This is a genomic window from Pseudomonas sp. GL_093 (assembly GCF_057837605.1).
On record NZ_CM174448.1, the window covers coordinates 5,963,128 to 5,978,951 of the forward strand.

Below are 15,824 nucleotides of genomic sequence, written 5' to 3' on the forward strand. Positions count from 1 at the left end.
CCGGCTGCTTATGGCTGCAAGGTTTTGCCGTCCACTGGATCGCCGATTTTCAGGAAATGCCCGCCAGCCACATGGTGCAAGGTGCGCAACGCGTCTTGCCCTTCGAAGTGCCAGCGACCGTCACTGAACACGCGCTCGTCTGCCTGGGCGGCAATCACTTCGGCCAGAAACAGATCGTACTGCTGGTGATTGCTTGGCTCCGGCAGCAGCCGGCATTCCAGCCAGGCGACGCAGCCTTCGAGCATTGGCGCATCGATCAATTCAGCGCTGAAAGTCGGCAAGCCATAGACCTGGAACTTGTCCCGGCCCTGGTCCCGGGTCAACTCCAGGCCGGACGTCGAACCCACGGTCTGGACGATATCGGCCTGGGCGGCGCAGGGAACGTTCAGCACAAACGTGCCCGAAGCCTCCAGCAATTGACGTGTCCAGGTGGACTTGTCCAGCACCACGGCAATTTTCGGCGGCTCGAAATCCAGCGGCATCGCCCAGGCCGCCGCCATGATGTTGCGCTGGCCGTCATGGGCCGCGCTGACCAGCACGGTCGGGCCGTGATTGAGCAGACGATACGCCTTGGCCAAGGGAACCGGACGGCGGTGAGAAACGCTCATGATGGCTGCTCCTGGGGAAAAGGCCGATTGTAGCGATTTACGCCGCGATGGCAGTCATCAAGTCGCTAACTGATTGGCAAACTGGCCGACCGCGTTCACCACTTTCTGTGCACCGTCCTGAATCTCGACAATCACCGTCCCCGCCTCTGCCGCCAGCGCCAGCCCCTGTTCAGCCTGGAGTTTGCCTTCGGTCATCAGCGCCACGGCGTTGCGCGCCATGTCCTGATTCTGACGCACTACGCCGACAATCTCATCGGTTGCCTGGCTGGTGCGCGAAGCCAATTGCCGGACCTCATCCGCCACCACCGCGAAACCACGCCCCTGTTCCCCGGCCCGAGCCGCTTCGATGGCCGCGTTGAGCGCCAGCAGGTTGGTCTGTTCGGCAATCCCGCTGATGGTTTTGACGATGGTGCCGATCACCAGCGACTGCTCGTTCAGCGCTTCGATGCCTTCACCGGCGGTCTGCATGTGCGTGGCAAGGTCACGCATCACGTTGACCGCCTGAGTCACCACGGCGTTACCGCGTTGCGCGCTGCTGTCGGTTTGCTGCGAGGTGCTGTAGGCAATGTTGGCCGCTTCGGCGACGGCTTGCTCCTGATTGACCTGATCGGTAATCACCGTGGCGAACTTCACCACTTTGTAGAGCTTGTTGTTGGCATCGACCACCGGGTTGTAGGAAGCCTCCAGCCAGACCACGCGACCGTGGCTGTCGATGCGTTTGAAACGGGCGGCGACGAACTCCCCTGCATTCAAACGGCGCCAGAAGTCCTGATACCCGGCGCTGTTGTATTCCTCGGGTTCGCAGAACATGCGGTGATGTTTGCCCTTGATCTGCGCCAGGCTGTAACCCATCCCGCTGAGGAACCGGTCGTTGGCCGCCAGCACATTGCCATTGAGGTCGAACTCGATCACCGCCGTGGAGCGCACAAGCGCGCCGATCAGGTTCTCATGTTCACGAGACGCCTCGATGGTGCGGGTCAGGTCGCTGGAGTAAATCGAGAAGTGTTTGATCCGGCCGTCCGCGGACCGAACCGGCTGCACGATCGAACGCAGCCAGGCTTCCTGGCCATTGCCGCGCAACAAACGCACCGTGCCGGCAAAGTGCTCGCCACGGGTCAACGCGGCCTTGAAGCGCTGGTGGAATTCGTCCGACTTCACATGGGTCGGGACGATGTCTTCGATGTGTCGCCCTATCAGGTCGCTGCTTTTGTAGAGCATCTCACCGATGAAGTTCTGGTTGACCGATTGAATCCGCCCGTCGACATCGAGGGTCAGGACCAGCATCTCGCTTTCCAGACTTTCCTTCACTTGCTGGAGGCTGGAGAGTTCTTCGCGAAGAGCCGACAGCTCCTGCTTCAAGCGTTTGTTGAACATGGGGATACACCGATGGACAGGGATAGAAAGCGGTATGCAGCCTAACCATCGGCCTTGGGGGTGTTTTCTGAAGAGTGTTTCAGGGTTGTCCTACAAAAATAGTTGCGGTGTGCCCCCCTGATCAGCTGACACGGTTCAGCCGTGCCATCACGTCTTCCATCTTCGGCCGTTGCGCCGCCCATTCCTGTCGAGTAATGCCCAGCATCACCACATCGACTCTGAGGTTGTCCTTGATGATGTTCTGGCGTCGGACTCCCTCAATGGAAAAGCCGAACTTCTGGTGCAGCCTGATCACCGCCGGGTTGCTCTGCAGCACTTCACAGTTGAGTTTTTCCAGACCGGCCACGCCGAACGCGTGGTCCAGAAGCCAGAACTCCAACCGACTGCCCAGCCCTTGTCCTTGCAGTTCACTGTCGAGATAAAAAGCCCAGTCAGCCGTTTTGTGCAACGAGCTGATCGCGTTTAGCGACACCACGCCACGGACTGTGCCGTCGAGCATGAGTACGAACACGGATTGACGCGGATTGTTCGTCAATGAGCCGAGCCAGGCAGTGTGCTCGGCCTCGGATATCTCATGATCGGTGTACATGTATTGGCGAACATCAGGCTGATTGCGCAAATCCCGCACACGCGACTGATGCTGACGGGATACTTCAAGGATGGGTACCAATTGCATTGTGCTGCTCCTTTGCATCGCAGGTCTGACAGTCGCTAAACGCAGGGAGCCACGCTGCGGCTCCCGACATGGGGTATGCGTGCGCCGAAATACGCCGCGCTGCCGATCCCCACAGCCCCCATCACCGCGCAGAAGATCACGCAGATCCATGGGCTCCACGGCATCAGACCGATCAGCAACAACGGTGTGATACTCGCCCAGACGGCGTAGGCAATGTTGTAGGTGAAGGAAATCCCCGAGACACGAATTCGCGCGGGGAACAGGCTGACCATCACCGACGGCACCGAGCCGACCACCCCGCAACCAAGGCCGGCCACCGCGTACGCCAGACCGATCCAGTTGCCACCGATGATCAGGCAGGTATAGAGCACGCCAATGCCCAACGGCAGTAGCAGGCTATAGAGCATCACTGTGCGCCAGGCGCCAATGCGGTCGACCAGCAGCCCGGCGAGTACACAGCCGATGTTCAGAAAAACAATGCCCAAGGCACTCAGGGCGAAGGTGTGGCTGGCGGTCATACCGAAGGTTTTTTGCATCATGGTCGGGGTGATCACCACGAACACCACCACCGCCGAGGTCAGTACACAGGTGAGGATCATCGCCGGCAGCATGGCCAGACGATGTTCACGCAAGACCGTGCGCAGCGGCAGTTCGACGGCCGCATCACGTTGCGCCTGCATGGCCATGAACACCGGGGTTTCGCTGAGCCAGCGGCGTAGCCAGACACCGATTACGCCGAACACGCCGCCCAGCAGGAACGGGTAACGCCAGGCGTAATCAAGGATTTCTGCCGGGGTAAATGCCTGCGCCAGAAACGTCGCCGTCAGGGCGCCGATCAGGTAACCAAACGTCAGCCCGGCCTGCAGGAAACCGAGGGCATAACCGCGATGCCCGACGGGTGCATGCTCGGCGACGAACACCCAGGCGCTCGGCACTTCGCCGCCCACCGCCGCGCCCTGGAGGATTCGCAGGGCCAACAGCAGCAACGGTGCGAAATAACCGATCTGCGCGTAGGTCGGCATGATGCCGATCAGCAGACACGGCAGCGCCATCATCAGGATGCTCAGGCTGAAGACCTTCTTGCGGCCCAGTCGGTCGGCGAAATGCGCCATCAGAATCCCGCCCAACGGCCGCGCCAGATAACCGGTCACGAAGATCCCGAAGCTTTGCAGCAGTCGCAGCCACTCAGGCATTTCCGGTGGGAAGAACAGCTGGCTGAGGGTCAGGGCAAAAAATACGAAAATGATGAAATCGTAGATTTCCAGCGCGCCGCCAAGGGCCGCAAGGCCGAGGGTCTTGTAATCCGAGCGGGTGAACGGCACCGGGCGCGAGTGGGTGTTGGCAGTCATGAAAAGCACTCTGGCATAGGCAAAAAACCAAGGTGCCCATGGTCTACGCAAACGCGCCAACGGACAACCCGTTAGACCAAAGTCCTAGACGCGTAAAACTTCGTCACAAAATAGAACCGATTGTTTTACTGTTGGCACCTGTCTAGACGGGCCTTTGCGGTCCTGAAGACCACAACAAACATAAAAATTCGAGGTACACCCGTGGCCGCTGATATCGAAGATACCCGCTCTGCCCGCTTTGCCCTGCGCTGCTCAAGTTTTGCCGAACGCTGGTTTCCCGACTCCTGGGTGTTTGCCGCACTGGCGGTGATTATCGTCACCGTGGCGACCCTGTTCATGGGCGCCAAACCCACCGACGCCGCCATGGCCTTCGGTGACGGCTTCTGGAGCCTGATCCCGTTCACCATGCAAATGGCTTTCGTGGTGATCGGCGGTTATGTGGTTGCCAGTTCGCCACCGGCGGTGAAACTGATCGACCGGCTGGCGCGGATCCCGAAAAACGGCCGCTCGGCCGTGGCCTGGGTTGCGTTGATCTCCATGGTCGCTTCACTGCTGAACTGGGGGCTGTCGCTGGTGTTTGGCGGTTTGCTGGTGCGCGCCCTCGCCCGCCGTACCGATCTGAAAATGGACTACCGCGCTGCCGGTGCTGCTGCCTATCTGGGTCTCGGCGCGGTGTGGGCCTTGGGCCTGTCCTCGTCCGCCGCGCAATTGCAGGCCAACCCGGCCAGTCTGCCGCCATCGATTCTGTCGATCACCGGGGTGATTCCTTTCACGCAAACGATCTTTCTCTGGCAGTCCGGTGTGATGTTGCTGGCGCTGATCGTGATCTCACTGATCATTGCCTACGCCACTGCACCCGGCCCGAACTCGGCCCGTGATGCCAAAGCCTGCGGCATCGATCCGAGCTTCAACCTGCCGCCGTTGCAACCGCGCACGCGCCCCGGCGAATGGCTGGAACACAGTCCGCTGCTGACGATTTTGCTGGTGCTGCTGGCAGCCGGATGGCTGTTCCATGAGTTCTCGACCAAACCGGCGATCAGCGCGATTTCCGGGCTGAACACCTACAACTTCCTGTTCATCATGCTCGGTGCCCTGCTGCACTGGCGCCCGCGCAGCTTCCTTGACGCTGTGTCCCGCGCGGTGCCGACCACCACGGGCGTACTGATTCAGTTCCCGCTGTACGGCTCGATCGCGGCGCTGATGACCACCGTCAAAGGGACTGACGCTCAGACGCTGGCTCACCACATCTCGACCTTTTTCGTACAAATCGCGTCCCACGACACCTACGCGCTGCTGATGGGCGTGTACTCGGCGATCCTCGGTTTCTTCATCCCGTCCGGCGGGGGTAAATGGATCATCGAAGCGCCGTACGTCATGCAAGTGGCCACCGACCTGAACTACCACCTGGGCTGGGCCGTGCAGATCTACAACGCCGCCGAAGCCCTGCCGAACCTGATCAACCCGTTCTACATGCTGCCGCTGCTGGGTGTGCTCGGGTTGAAGGCGCGGGACTTGATCGGGTTTTCGTTCGTGCAACTGCTGGTGCACACGCCGCTGGTGCTGTTTCTGCTGTGGGCGCTGGGGACGACGCTGACGTATACGGCACCGGTCATGCCGTAACACCTAAGTGATTGCACCTGCTGCGGGCAGGTGCAATCCGTTCACCCTGCTTGAGCATGAAACAAACGCCTAGATTTATCCTACAAACAGGCTCGATTGCGCCTGACATGAAACCCGGAGAGTTCTTATCTCCAACCTATAAATCGCTGAGTAAACTCCGACAGCTCACACACTTTTTAAAGCAAGACAGCACTGACCAAGGATGAACAAACACATGTCTTTAATATCGAAAACGCTGGAAGAGATGATTAACGAGATTTACCAGGACGGTAGGGTTTCAGTCGTTGAATATAAAAAGCTGCGTGATGATGCAGATCGCCGTATGGACGCTGTCGTCCGCGAGTTCGGCCAGCACAACAATTTGACCGCCCTTCAAAAAGCGATGGATGTAGTCATGCAATTGACGCAAACGTCCATCATTGATGCCAAAAAAGCCAAACTGACCGATACAGGAGAGGCCATCGTCAAGGATGCCGTATTTGCACAGGTCGAGTACTTGCGCGCCGGTACTCATCTGGCACTAAAGCTGTTGTAACGCTTCAACCAACGTCCGGCCCATAGACATCAAGCCCGGGCCGGACTTCATAACCGAGCGTTCCTGGCATACACACCGCAGGCTCTACGCAAAAAAACTACACGCAGACACTGTTCTGTGTAACGCCGCTGATCCAGTATGGCGCGTACCCCAATCAACGGGACCACGCTGAAAAGGATCTGAGCATGTTCAAATTCGCAGGATTCACCCTCGCGGCCCTCACCCTGAGTGCCGCCGCCCATGCCGATGTCGACCTGAAGCTGGGCAGTACCGAACGCGTCACCCGCCTGTTCGCTTACCCCAACAACTGCAACGTGATCTGCTTTCGCAACTGGACGCTGGAGCAAACGGTCGAGCATTACCTGACCCAAAGCGTGCAGCGCGATGGTTACAGCGCGGCGAAAGTGCTGGTCAAAACCGATAACCATCAGCTCTACGCCGAAATCAGCGGCGTACCCCGTGGCTATGAAAAACCGCTGGCGGCGTTACTCGATGCCGGTGATCTGGCCTATACCGGCGCCAGCAAGCTGAATGCCGATGGCAAGTGGGCTTACAGCTGGTATCTGTTCCTGCCACTGGGCATGGCCCTGGAAAACCGCAAAAGCGTTGAACTGTTGCACTTCCCACCCGACTATTCGTTGACCCAGGCTCAGGATTACCTGCGATCCGCCACCACCGATCGCTGGGCCACACTGCTGACTGTCAACGGAATCCCGGCCGACCAGACTCCGGGCTACCAGACCATCATCGACATCGCACCGATTGCCGCACCGTCCAACGCTGGCAAGGATCTGGAAGGCGTCTACGACTACTTCAAGGACTACCAGACCACGATGGTCAAGCAACTCAGCCAGAACGCCAGTGGTGCGGCGTTGCCGATGGTCGCCTTCGGCGCGCCAGTGCGTAACTGGATCAAGCAGCAATACGGGCCGACCGTGAACGTGTTGGGTCTGGTCAGCATCAGTCCGAGCGACGGGGTGAAAGTGCCAGTGCTGGGTTCCAACCACCCAAGCTACATTTGGTACGCCGCCGACCCGCAAAGCTATACCGGCAGCGATGCCCAGGCCAAGGCCGATGCCGCTGGCCTTAAAGTCATGGGTCAGGATTTGAGCGCTGCGTGCTGGCAGGCCGCCATGGGCCGCCAACCGGACAGTAATCCCGACATTGAACTGAGAAGCTGCACCCAAACCTGGCAAGTGGCCCAGGCAGATAAAACCTGCGAGCTGTTCTATACCTCGATCCGCAACCTGACGCCCGAAAAAGCCGTGGCCAAGTGCGCGACGGCACCGATCAAATCTCAGCTCAAACAGCTGAAAGCCCCGGTACCCGCGACTGCGATCCCTGTCCCTCCTCTGTAAAACGATGAACGGCGGGTCTACTGTCATAACTGACAGTAGACCCGCCGTTTCATTTGCGAGAGGCTTGAGTCGTACCCATGTGTTGCAGAGCTGACAGGATCGTCAGCTGATGGAGGTCGCAGCACCCAGCCGACAAGGATCGTTATGAAAACCCGCGCCCTGCACGAGACGCTTGCACAACCTCCCGATGGGATTTATCCATTTGCGGAGCTGCCCGTTCGCCTTGGATTCCCCACCAGGGCCGACTTCGAGATTATCGACAACGCCAACGGATCGGCGGCGGCCGTCGCAGTACTTCGGGATTTTCCACGCATCAGCCGAATTTGTCGGGCTTCGGGGCAGCTGCTGCCTTATCGGTGTCGGCATACCCGGCAACTGGCCCGTGGCATCCATGTCTACGACCCGCTCTTCTGCGGGCTGCTGCGACACTCCTGCGACCCAAACATATTTCTCGACATGAGCGAGCTGTGGTTGTGGGCGCTGAAGGACATCAAAAAAGGCGACCGACTGACGATGGACTACGCTTCCACCGAAGACAAACTCTTGCGTCAGTTCGCCTGCCAGTGCGGCGCGTTCGACTGCCGAGGCTGGATCACCGGCTACGATGAACCGCCGAACGCCGACGGCCAGTTGTTTCTGCAGCACTGGCGCCGGCGAAGTCTCTGCTGAAGGGCGTTACAACGCCTCGACCGGACGCAGACGGTACTGCGGCGGCAATTGCTCGAAACCGCTGATGGTGGCGTTCAGGCTTTTCCAGCGACCGTCCTTGATGCCATAGATGCAGCCGTGAACAGACAGGCTCTGCCCGCGGTGCCAGGCGTTTTGCACAATGCTGGTGTGCCCGACGTTGGCCACTTGCTGGATCACGTTGTATTCGCAGAGGCGGTCGACCCGCTCTTCTTCGGTGGGCAACTTGGCGAGTTCTTCGCGCTTTTCATAGTAGAGATCGCGAATCGAGCGCAGCCAGCCGTCGATCAGGCCCAGCTGACGGTCCTGCATCGAGGCGCGCACGCCGCCGCAGCCATAGTGGCCGGTAACGAGGATGTGTTTGACCTTCAGCACGTCGACCGCGTACTGAATCACCGACAGGCAGTTGAGGTCGGTATGCAGCACTACGTTGGCCACGTTGCGGTGTACAAACAGATCGCCGGGCAGCATGCCGACGATCTCGTTCGCCGGCACCCGGGCGTCGGAGCAACCGATCCACAGGTATTCCGGGGTTTGCTGACGGGCCAGCTTGGCGAAGAAATCAGGATCTTCTTTGGTGATCGCGTCAGCCCAGCGCTCGTTGTTATCAATCAGATCTTGTAATTCGTTCATGCAATGAAGCCTCGAGAATGATGCGCTTCTATGACAGACAACCATCTGTCGGGGTCACGCGCCAGATGCAGAAACCCGGTTTTCCATGCCGGAGGAATTCTCAGCAGCCCAGGGGGTCCACCCTAGTAAGGCCTACAGTATGAGGAATTGCCATGACTGAATCACGACGTCCGTACGATGCGGTGCAACCCGAGCCCATCGATGACAACGAAGACCGCATGGGTTCGATGCATGAGCTGGATTTCGACGAGGAAGAACCCAGCGCCAAAATCGGCGACGAGCTGACGCAAGCGGAGCGTGAACGCCTGATCCCTAGGAAACGCGTACGTGAAGCCGGCATGACCGGGGCCTCGACCGATGACCATGAGTCCACCGACGACGACATGAGCCCGGAAAACCTGATCCGTGAAGACGGCGCACGGGATGCCCACGAAGCAGGTGAAGGCGGCCAGGCCGATTGGGATTTGAGCATTGTCGATGAAGATGACATCGGCGGGGGCAATGGGCTGGATGAAGAGGAACTGGCGCGGCGGGATCCGATGGACGGTAATCGTTGATCTCCAGCGCCTGCCAGTACGCCATCGTCGGATCGCCGCCCGGAGCAAGCTCGCTCCCACAGGGTTTATGTCAGTCACAAAATTTGTGTACTACACAGATCCACTGTGGGAGCGAGCCTGCTCGCGATGGCGTTTCGACGATACGTCTAAGGCTCAGTCGACCAAAGTGCAGGCCATGACGACAGCATCTTCCCGCCCACCCACCGCCGGGTAGTAATCGCGTCGACGACCAATCTCGTTAAACCCATAACGCTCGTACAACTTAAACGCGCCACGGTTGCTGTCGCGCACTTCCAGAAAACACTCCCGCGCCTTGGCGTCATACGCCCGGGACATCAAATGCTCCAGCAACGTCAAGCCCAGGCCACGGCCCTGGTTCTCCGGTTTGACGGTGATGTTCAGCAGATGCGCTTCATCAAGGATGATCTGCACCACACCGTGGCCGACCTGCTGTTGGCCTTCAAACATCAGCCATATCTGATATTTACCCAGCCCATCGAGAAAAATCCCGCGAGTCCAGGGATGGCTGTAAGCCGCGTATTCGATTTTCAGTACAGCGTCCAGGTCCGCCTCGGTCATCGGGCGGAACGATACAGCGTCACTCATTCGATTCTTTCCAGCGCGCCATCAGCCGACGCATGGCTTGCCAGACATCAGCCTTACGCTGTGGCTCTTCCATTAATAATTCCAGACCCGGCAGGGCCCAGACCGAGCCCAGGCCTTCGACCTGGAGTTCACGGTTGAAGGATTCGGCGTTCGCCTCACCGGCGAAACGCACCGCCGGCAGGCCGATCAGCCACACGCAAACGCACGGTGCGTCTTCCAGCCGGGCAGAGAGAAAACCTTGCACGAAGTCGCGAGCCGCTTCCGGGCCCTGATCCATGGTGCCCCGAGACAACAGCGGCCAGCGCACCGGCTCGCCGACGATCTGCGGGCTGTCCGGCAGACCGGCGGCGCGCAGCATGTCTTTGAGCAACAGATAGGCAGGGTCGCGGGTCTGGAACGATTCGCCTGTGGGTAACTCCACCAGCAGCAGGCAACGCCCGGCCCGCAGCAATTGCAGGGCGAAACGCGGTGGCGGTACGACTGGCGCCTTGGCCAAAACCGGAGCGGCCTCTTCTTCAACCTTGGCGTTCGTGCGCGTGCTGGCCAGCGATGGCCGCGGCACCTCGATTTTCACCCGTTCGGCCGGTTTGACCAGCGGTTCCATGGGCGAATCAGCCACAGGCACGGGCGCAACCGGAGCAACCGGCGCGACGACCAACGGCTCGGGCATCTCCAGCAGTTCGGGGCGCGAGGGCGCAGCAAAGGGCAATTCGGTGCGCGGCAGCCAGTTGACCACCTGCATGGCGGTCAAATAAGCGCGGCGACGGGACTCGATAAGCAAAGGTCGGCCACTTGTGGATAACTAAAGTGCGGTGATTCTACCGCCCTTCGCTCAAGATCGCCCACGCTTGATCGATAGAAAGCCAACTGTCCGTCCCGAGAGTGAATCGCAACGGGCGTGATGCAGTACAATCGCTGCTTTTATTCGTCAACCAGCCGGCCATTCCGATGATCGAACCCAAGCGCGTCTTGCGCGCCCTCGCTGAACACTGGGCACTTCTGGAGCCGCTGTGCGAGCACTTCGACCAAGGCACCTTGAGCCTCAACGAATTGCGTTCACAGTTGGCCGCCCAGCAACTGGACAGTACGCCGCAGGACATCACCAGCCTGCTGGACGTGTGGATCCGCCTCGACATTCTGGTTCCCGTGGCGAAAAGCCCGAACCGTTTCGAGCTCAACGCGCAGATCCACGACTTCCTCGCCTACCTGCGCCGTGAGCACCGTCTGGGCCTGTGCCTGGAGATCGAAGCCTATCTGCGCCATCTCGAGCGCCTGGCCGGTTATATCCAGGACGCCTTCGACATCCGCGACGGCCACGACCTGGCGCGCCAGTTGCGCCTGCTCGACATGCGCGTACGGGATGTATTGAAAAAACTCGCCAACGACGAACAGGCCCTGGTGGCCGTCGCCGAGCGCGCCAAGACCAGCGACCGACAGATTCCCCTGCGCCAGCGTTACGCTGAAGTACTCGCGACCTGGGACGAATACGTCGAGCCGATGATTCAGTTGGTGAACGCCGACGGCGCCTTCGAACAAGGCGTACGCAAGGTCGAGAACGTGCTGTTGAAGATGCTCACCGAACAGCAGCGCCTTGGCCATCTGGTCGATGACGACATGCTGCTGCGCACCCACGCGCGCATCCTCGAAATGCAGACCAGCGCCCAGCTGACGCTGCGTCACGCCCGCGAGCTGTTGCTGCCGCTACGTGAAGAAGCCCGTCGGCACAACGCCGTGACCCGTGGCGCGGCGCTGGCCTTGTCGGCCATTCGTCGTAAAGGCATCGATGCGGTGCCACAAGCGGCGATGCCGATGTTCACTCGGCCGCAAAGCACCTTCCTCGGCAGTGCCAGTCAGGTCGAAGCCTACGTTTACGCGTTGGCCCGTTTCGAGCCGAAACCGGCACGCTTCCCCAAGGCCCACAAGACTCAGAAAGGCGAAGCGCCGCGCGCGCCACGCACGGTTCGGGAAATGCTCGAACGCTGCGAAGACGCCCTGCCGATGCCGGACCTGATGACCTGGCTGCTGGAGCAGGAGCCAGACGGCGCTACCGACGAATTGCTTTATTGGTTCTCGCGCCTGTCGCGGGAAAAGCGCTTCACACGCGAGCGTCTGGAACGCCGCGATTACCACACTCACGAGCACCAGGTCAGCCTGCGCTCTTTCGCCCTGCTCTCGGCCCGCGACGCCGCCGAGGATTCTGCGAGCACCCTCTATGCAAGTACTCCACATGCATCTTGATCTAAACGAACTGTCCCAGCTGGCGCCGATTTTTCGCGAGCTGTTCAAGGGCTATCACGTCAGCCGCCGCGACCCTGAGCTGTACGCGCAACTGTCGAACTTCCAGGACCAGTACCGCACGCTGTTCAAGGCGCTGGGCTTTGAACTGGTCTGCGACACCCGTGGTTTCTACTACTTCGTTCCGGACCTCGCTGCTGCGGCAGTGAACAAGACGGCGCAACGTCTGGCGCTGTTCACCTTCATTCTCGTCGAGCATCTGGCCGATCAGGGCCGTGACCCGGTCGCCGTGCTCGACGGCGGCAGCCTCGGCCGCGATGAATTGCCATCGCTGCTGGAGAAATACCGCGACCTGTTTATCCAGGCCGAAGTGCAGACGGTTGAAGAACTCGAAGAAAAAATCATGCGCCGCATGACTCAGCTCGGATTTGCTGGCGAAGAAAACGGCATCTACCGTTTCCTGCCGCCGATGCACCGTTTCCTCGATGTCTGCCTGTCGGTCCAGCAGGATCGCGACCTGGCGGCCAGTCTGCACAGTGTGTTGCCATTACCGGTGCCAGTGCTGATCGATGACGACAGCGACGAAAAGCTTTTGGAAACCGATGACCCGCTCGATCTGAGCGACTTCGCTGAAGAAAGCGAAGAAGACGCCATGGCCCGCGCCATTGCCGAAGAACAGGAGACCGACGCATGAGCAAGGAACGCTACGGCATTCGCCGCTTTGCCCTTTTGAACACCGCCGGTTACAGCCTCGGCCTGTTCCCGCTGGAAGAACCGTTGTCGGTTTACGGCGCGAACAACCTCGGCAAATCCGCCTCGATCAACGCCTTGCAGTTCCCGATCCTGGCGCGCATGTCGGACATGAGTTTCGGCAAGTACAGCCTGGAACAATCCCGGCGCTTCTACTTCGCCTCGGACACCAGCTACATTCTGGTCGAAGTCTCGCTACCTCACGGTCCACATGTGATTGGTGTGGTCGGTCGCGGCCCGGGCGGTGGTTTCGGTCACCAGTTCTTTGCCTACGCCGGCAAACTGGATCTGGCCCACTACCAGAAAAACGACACCTGCCTGCGTCAGAAAGAATTGTTCACCAACCTTGAGCGCGAAGGACTGAAAGCCTACGAGTTGAAGCCTGATGAGCTGCGTCGTTTGCTGGTCGGCGGTCACACCTCGATCCCGCTGGACCTGACGCTGATCCCGCTGCGCTCCACCAGCGAGCAGAGCCTGAAGACCTTCCGCGCACTGTTCATCAACCTGCTGCACATGCGCGAAATCACCGCGGCCAAGCTCAAGCAATTGTTCCTCGATGCGTTCGAACACAGCCTGCGTTCCGGCAGCGTCGACTACATCGCCGCGTGCGAAGAAGCGTTCCGCGATGTCCGTCGCATGGAACAGGACTACAACTCGTTGGTCACTGCCGGCCCATTGGTCGAAGCCCTTGCGGCAGGCGTGACCCAGCGCAATATCCTGCGCGGCAAACTGCACCGCATTTCGCCGCTGCTCGATTCCCTGCTCGGCACTTGGTCGGACTACGCCAGTGCGCGCAAGGAAGAGCTGACGATTCAGGCCGAGCACTACCGCAACGAACAGGACGCGCTGCAAAACGATCAGCGCGGAGGCACTCAGGAGCTGATGCGCCTGGAGCGGGAAATCACCGGCATCCAGCGCTGGCTCGGCGAGCTGTCGGTGCTCAAGCATCGCTTCGCCTTGGTCACTGACGTCAAAGTTCTTGAGCAGCAACTGCTCGCGGCCAAAGATGCGCACGATGAACTGGCCGGTGCGCTGGCGCAGTCACGGCAGTTCAGCGCCGAGGATCTGGAAGAGCGTCTGCGGGATCTGGAAAAACGCCTGAAGTCGGTCAAGCAGCAACTCGATCACGCCGACAACAACAGCTACGCCCGTCTGCGCGAGGAGTTCTCGCAACAGGATGTCGAGCGCCTGATGCGCCTGTTCAACAGCGCGTTGTTCAGCCTGCCGCTGGGTGAGCACGGCATCATGCTGGACGAGGACGGTCAGTGGGTCAAATCCATGGAGCTGATCCTCGACGGCTTCAAGGGCGAGCGTTTCGAAGTGCCGGGCCTGTCCATTGACATCTCGCACATCGAACCGCCAGCACTCCAAGCCTTGGCCGACCGCGCCGCGTTGCGCGATCAGAAAGAGCGTCTGGACAAAGAACTCAAGCAACTGAAAACCCAGCAAGCCGTGGCCGCCGACCGCGCCGCGAGCAAGACCCAGACCGAAGCGCTGTACCAGCAAGTGCTGGATGCGCAGAAAGCGCTGGAAGATTTCCGCCGCGCGCAAACCCTGAGCGCCGAGGAAAGCGACAAGCTGGAACAACTGGCGCAGATGGAAGCGGCGCAGGACGAGTTGAAGCGTTCCAGCGACGCCTTCACCGAACGTGTCCAGCAACTGTCGGCCAAACTGCAACTGGTCGGGCGGCAGATCGGCGACATGGAAGCCAAGCAACGCACCCTCGACGACGCCCTGCGCCGCCGTCAGCTGCTGCCGGCAGACATGCCGTTTGGCACGCCGTTCATGGACCCGATCGACGATTCCATGGACAACCTGTTGCCGCTGCTCAATGACTATCAGGACAGCTGGCAAGGTTTGCAGCGCAGCGACGGTCAGATCGAGGCGCTGTATGCGCAGGTGCGCCTCAAGGGCGTGGCCAAGTTCGACAGCGAAGACGACATGGAGCGTCGCCTGCAACTGTTGATCAACGCTTACGCGCACCGCACCGACGAAGCCCTGACCCTTGGCAAGGCGCGTCGTGCGGCCGTTACCGACATTGCCCGGACCCTGCGCAACATCCGCAGCGACTACGACAGCCTTGAGCATCAACTGGCGTTGTTCAACCGCGAGATCAACAAGCGTCAGGTCTCCAACCTGCAAAGCTTCCGCATCGTGCTGGCCCCGAACAAGGAAGCGCTCAAGCACATCGACCAGATCATCCACAGCGCCGGCCAGTACGAAGAAGGCGAAACCCTTTCGGTCTTCGACCTGAGCCAAAGCGCTGATCAGGACAACAAGAACGAAGAAGCCAAGGAATACCTGGCGCGGCTGGTGGCGGCGAACCACAACCAGCTCGGCCTCAAGGACTTGTTCGAGCTGGCGTTCGAGATCACCAAGGTCAACGGTCAGCCGGTGATTCACACCGACATCGACGGCGCCGCGTCCAACGGTACGACCATGACCATCAAGGCGCTGACCAACATGTACTTGTTGTTGCACTTGATGGACCGCGACCAGGCCGGTCGCGTGCGCCTGCCGTACTACCTCGACGAGGCAGCGGACATCGACGAGAAGAACCAGGCAGCGCTGTTGGAAACCAGCCTGCAACTGGGCTTCGTACCGATCCTGGCGAGTGTGAAGCCGCAGGTCTGCGCCAGTGTCGCCATCGACCTGGAAGGCGGCAGCGGCCCGAACGGGATCTACATCGACGAGGCTGACTGGAAGTACATCCGTCGTCACGATGAAGTGAAGGCTGCCGTTACCGTTGAGGCGGATGAACCGGAGCTGGATGCGGTCTGATTTGCGTTAATTGACAGCCATAAAAAAGGCCGCGATCCAATGGATCGCGGCCTTT

The 15,824-nt window shown here is 60.0% G+C and carries 15 protein-coding genes and 1 pseudogene; 8 read left to right on the top strand and 8 right to left on the bottom strand.

Features of this window, described 5'->3' with window-relative positions:
- Window positions 1-8 precede the first annotated feature (8 nt).
- From AC3IUE_RS27480 to AC3IUE_RS27500, 5 genes and pseudogenes are all read right to left on the bottom strand, one after another.
- Entirely contained in the window at window positions 9-608 is a 600-nt protein-coding gene (locus AC3IUE_RS27480; protein WP_008153450.1) for a flavin reductase family protein, read from the bottom strand.
- Between the two features lie 57 nt (window positions 609-665).
- Entirely contained in the window at window positions 666-1,274 is a 609-nt protein-coding gene (locus AC3IUE_RS27485; protein ID WP_489268970.1) for a methyl-accepting chemotaxis protein, read from the bottom strand.
- A pseudogene (locus tag AC3IUE_RS27490) lies at window positions 1,254-1,982 on the bottom strand (PAS domain-containing protein); the annotation flags it as partial. The pseudogene AC3IUE_RS27490 and the gene AC3IUE_RS27485, both read right to left, overlap by 21 nt.
- 121 nt (window positions 1,983-2,103) lie before the next feature.
- Window positions 2,104-2,658, bottom strand: coding sequence for a UDP-4-amino-4,6-dideoxy-N-acetyl-beta-L-altrosamine N-acetyltransferase (gene pseH / locus AC3IUE_RS27495; protein ID WP_489264303.1), 555 nt, complete (start codon window positions 2,656-2,658; stop codon window positions 2,104-2,106).
- A 35-nt stretch (window positions 2,659-2,693) separates the two neighbouring features.
- Window positions 2,694-4,007: an MFS transporter gene (locus tag AC3IUE_RS27500; protein WP_489264304.1), complete on the bottom strand. Its 1,314-nt coding sequence runs from the start codon at window positions 4,005-4,007 to the stop codon at window positions 2,694-2,696.
- Between the two features lie 201 nt (window positions 4,008-4,208).
- On the opposite strand from AC3IUE_RS27500, the gene AC3IUE_RS27505 reads away from it, so the two are divergent.
- The 4 genes from AC3IUE_RS27505 to AC3IUE_RS27520 all read left to right on the top strand — a co-directional run bounded on the left by AC3IUE_RS27505 (window position 4,209) and on the right by AC3IUE_RS27520 (window position 8,189).
- Window positions 4,209-5,627: a short-chain fatty acid transporter gene (locus AC3IUE_RS27505; RefSeq protein ID WP_489264305.1), complete on the top strand. Its 1,419-nt coding sequence runs from the start codon at window positions 4,209-4,211 to the stop codon at window positions 5,625-5,627.
- 214 nt (window positions 5,628-5,841) lie between these two features.
- Window positions 5,842-6,162 (top strand): hypothetical protein, encoded by a 321-nt coding sequence (locus AC3IUE_RS27510; RefSeq protein WP_008153466.1) that lies wholly within the window; start codon window positions 5,842-5,844, stop codon window positions 6,160-6,162.
- Window positions 6,163-6,347: 185 nt separating this feature from the next.
- Window positions 6,348-7,520 carry a hypothetical protein gene (locus AC3IUE_RS27515; RefSeq protein WP_489264306.1) on the top strand — a complete coding sequence of 391 codons (1,173 nt, stop codon included), beginning with the start codon at window positions 6,348-6,350 and terminating at the stop codon, window positions 7,518-7,520.
- A 144-nt stretch (window positions 7,521-7,664) separates the two neighbouring features.
- Complete coding sequence (locus AC3IUE_RS27520; protein ID WP_489264307.1) at window positions 7,665-8,189, top strand: SET domain-containing protein-lysine N-methyltransferase; 525 nt, start codon at window positions 7,665-7,667, stop codon at window positions 8,187-8,189.
- Between the two features lie 6 nt (window positions 8,190-8,195).
- Here AC3IUE_RS27520 and can read toward each other — a convergent pair whose 3' ends face one another.
- Window positions 8,196-8,840, bottom strand: coding sequence for a carbonate dehydratase (gene can / locus AC3IUE_RS27525; protein ID WP_008145531.1), 645 nt, complete (start codon window positions 8,838-8,840; stop codon window positions 8,196-8,198).
- Window positions 8,841-8,992: 152 nt separating this feature from the next.
- On the opposite strand from can, the gene AC3IUE_RS27530 reads away from it, so the two are divergent.
- Window positions 8,993-9,397 (top strand): hypothetical protein, encoded by a 405-nt coding sequence (locus AC3IUE_RS27530; RefSeq protein ID WP_056740753.1) that lies wholly within the window; start codon window positions 8,993-8,995, stop codon window positions 9,395-9,397.
- Between the two features lie 153 nt (window positions 9,398-9,550).
- On the opposite strand, the gene rimI is transcribed toward AC3IUE_RS27530, so the two are convergent.
- Both rimI and AC3IUE_RS27540 read right to left on the bottom strand, forming a co-directional pair.
- Window positions 9,551-10,003, bottom strand: a complete 453-nt coding sequence (rimI, locus tag AC3IUE_RS27535; protein ID WP_008145534.1) for a ribosomal protein S18-alanine N-acetyltransferase — start codon at window positions 10,001-10,003, stop codon at window positions 9,551-9,553.
- Window positions 9,996-10,745, bottom strand: coding sequence for an energy transducer TonB (locus AC3IUE_RS27540; protein ID WP_489268972.1), 750 nt, complete (start codon window positions 10,743-10,745; stop codon window positions 9,996-9,998). Before AC3IUE_RS27540 ends, rimI begins: the two co-directional genes overlap by 8 nt.
- A 206-nt stretch (window positions 10,746-10,951) precedes the next feature.
- Here AC3IUE_RS27540 and mksB point away from each other — a divergent pair, with 206 nt between their 5' ends.
- Genes mksB through mksF form a run of 3 tightly spaced genes read left to right on the top strand, consistent with a single transcriptional unit; the run spans window position 10,952 to window position 15,769 of the window.
- A complete protein-coding gene (gene mksB, locus AC3IUE_RS27545) occupies window positions 10,952-12,241 on the top strand; it encodes an Mks condensin complex protein MksB (RefSeq protein ID WP_489264308.1) in 1,290 nt (429 codons plus the stop codon).
- Window positions 12,231-12,932: an Mks condensin complex protein MksE gene (gene mksE, locus AC3IUE_RS27550; RefSeq protein WP_008145537.1), complete on the top strand. Its 702-nt coding sequence runs from the start codon at window positions 12,231-12,233 to the stop codon at window positions 12,930-12,932. Before mksB ends, mksE begins: the two co-directional genes overlap by 11 nt.
- Window positions 12,929-15,769: an Mks condensin complex protein MksF gene (mksF, locus tag AC3IUE_RS27555; protein WP_489264309.1), complete on the top strand. Its 2,841-nt coding sequence runs from the start codon at window positions 12,929-12,931 to the stop codon at window positions 15,767-15,769. The genes mksE and mksF overlap by 4 nt, the downstream gene beginning before the upstream one ends.
- Window positions 15,770-15,824 lie beyond the last annotated feature (55 nt).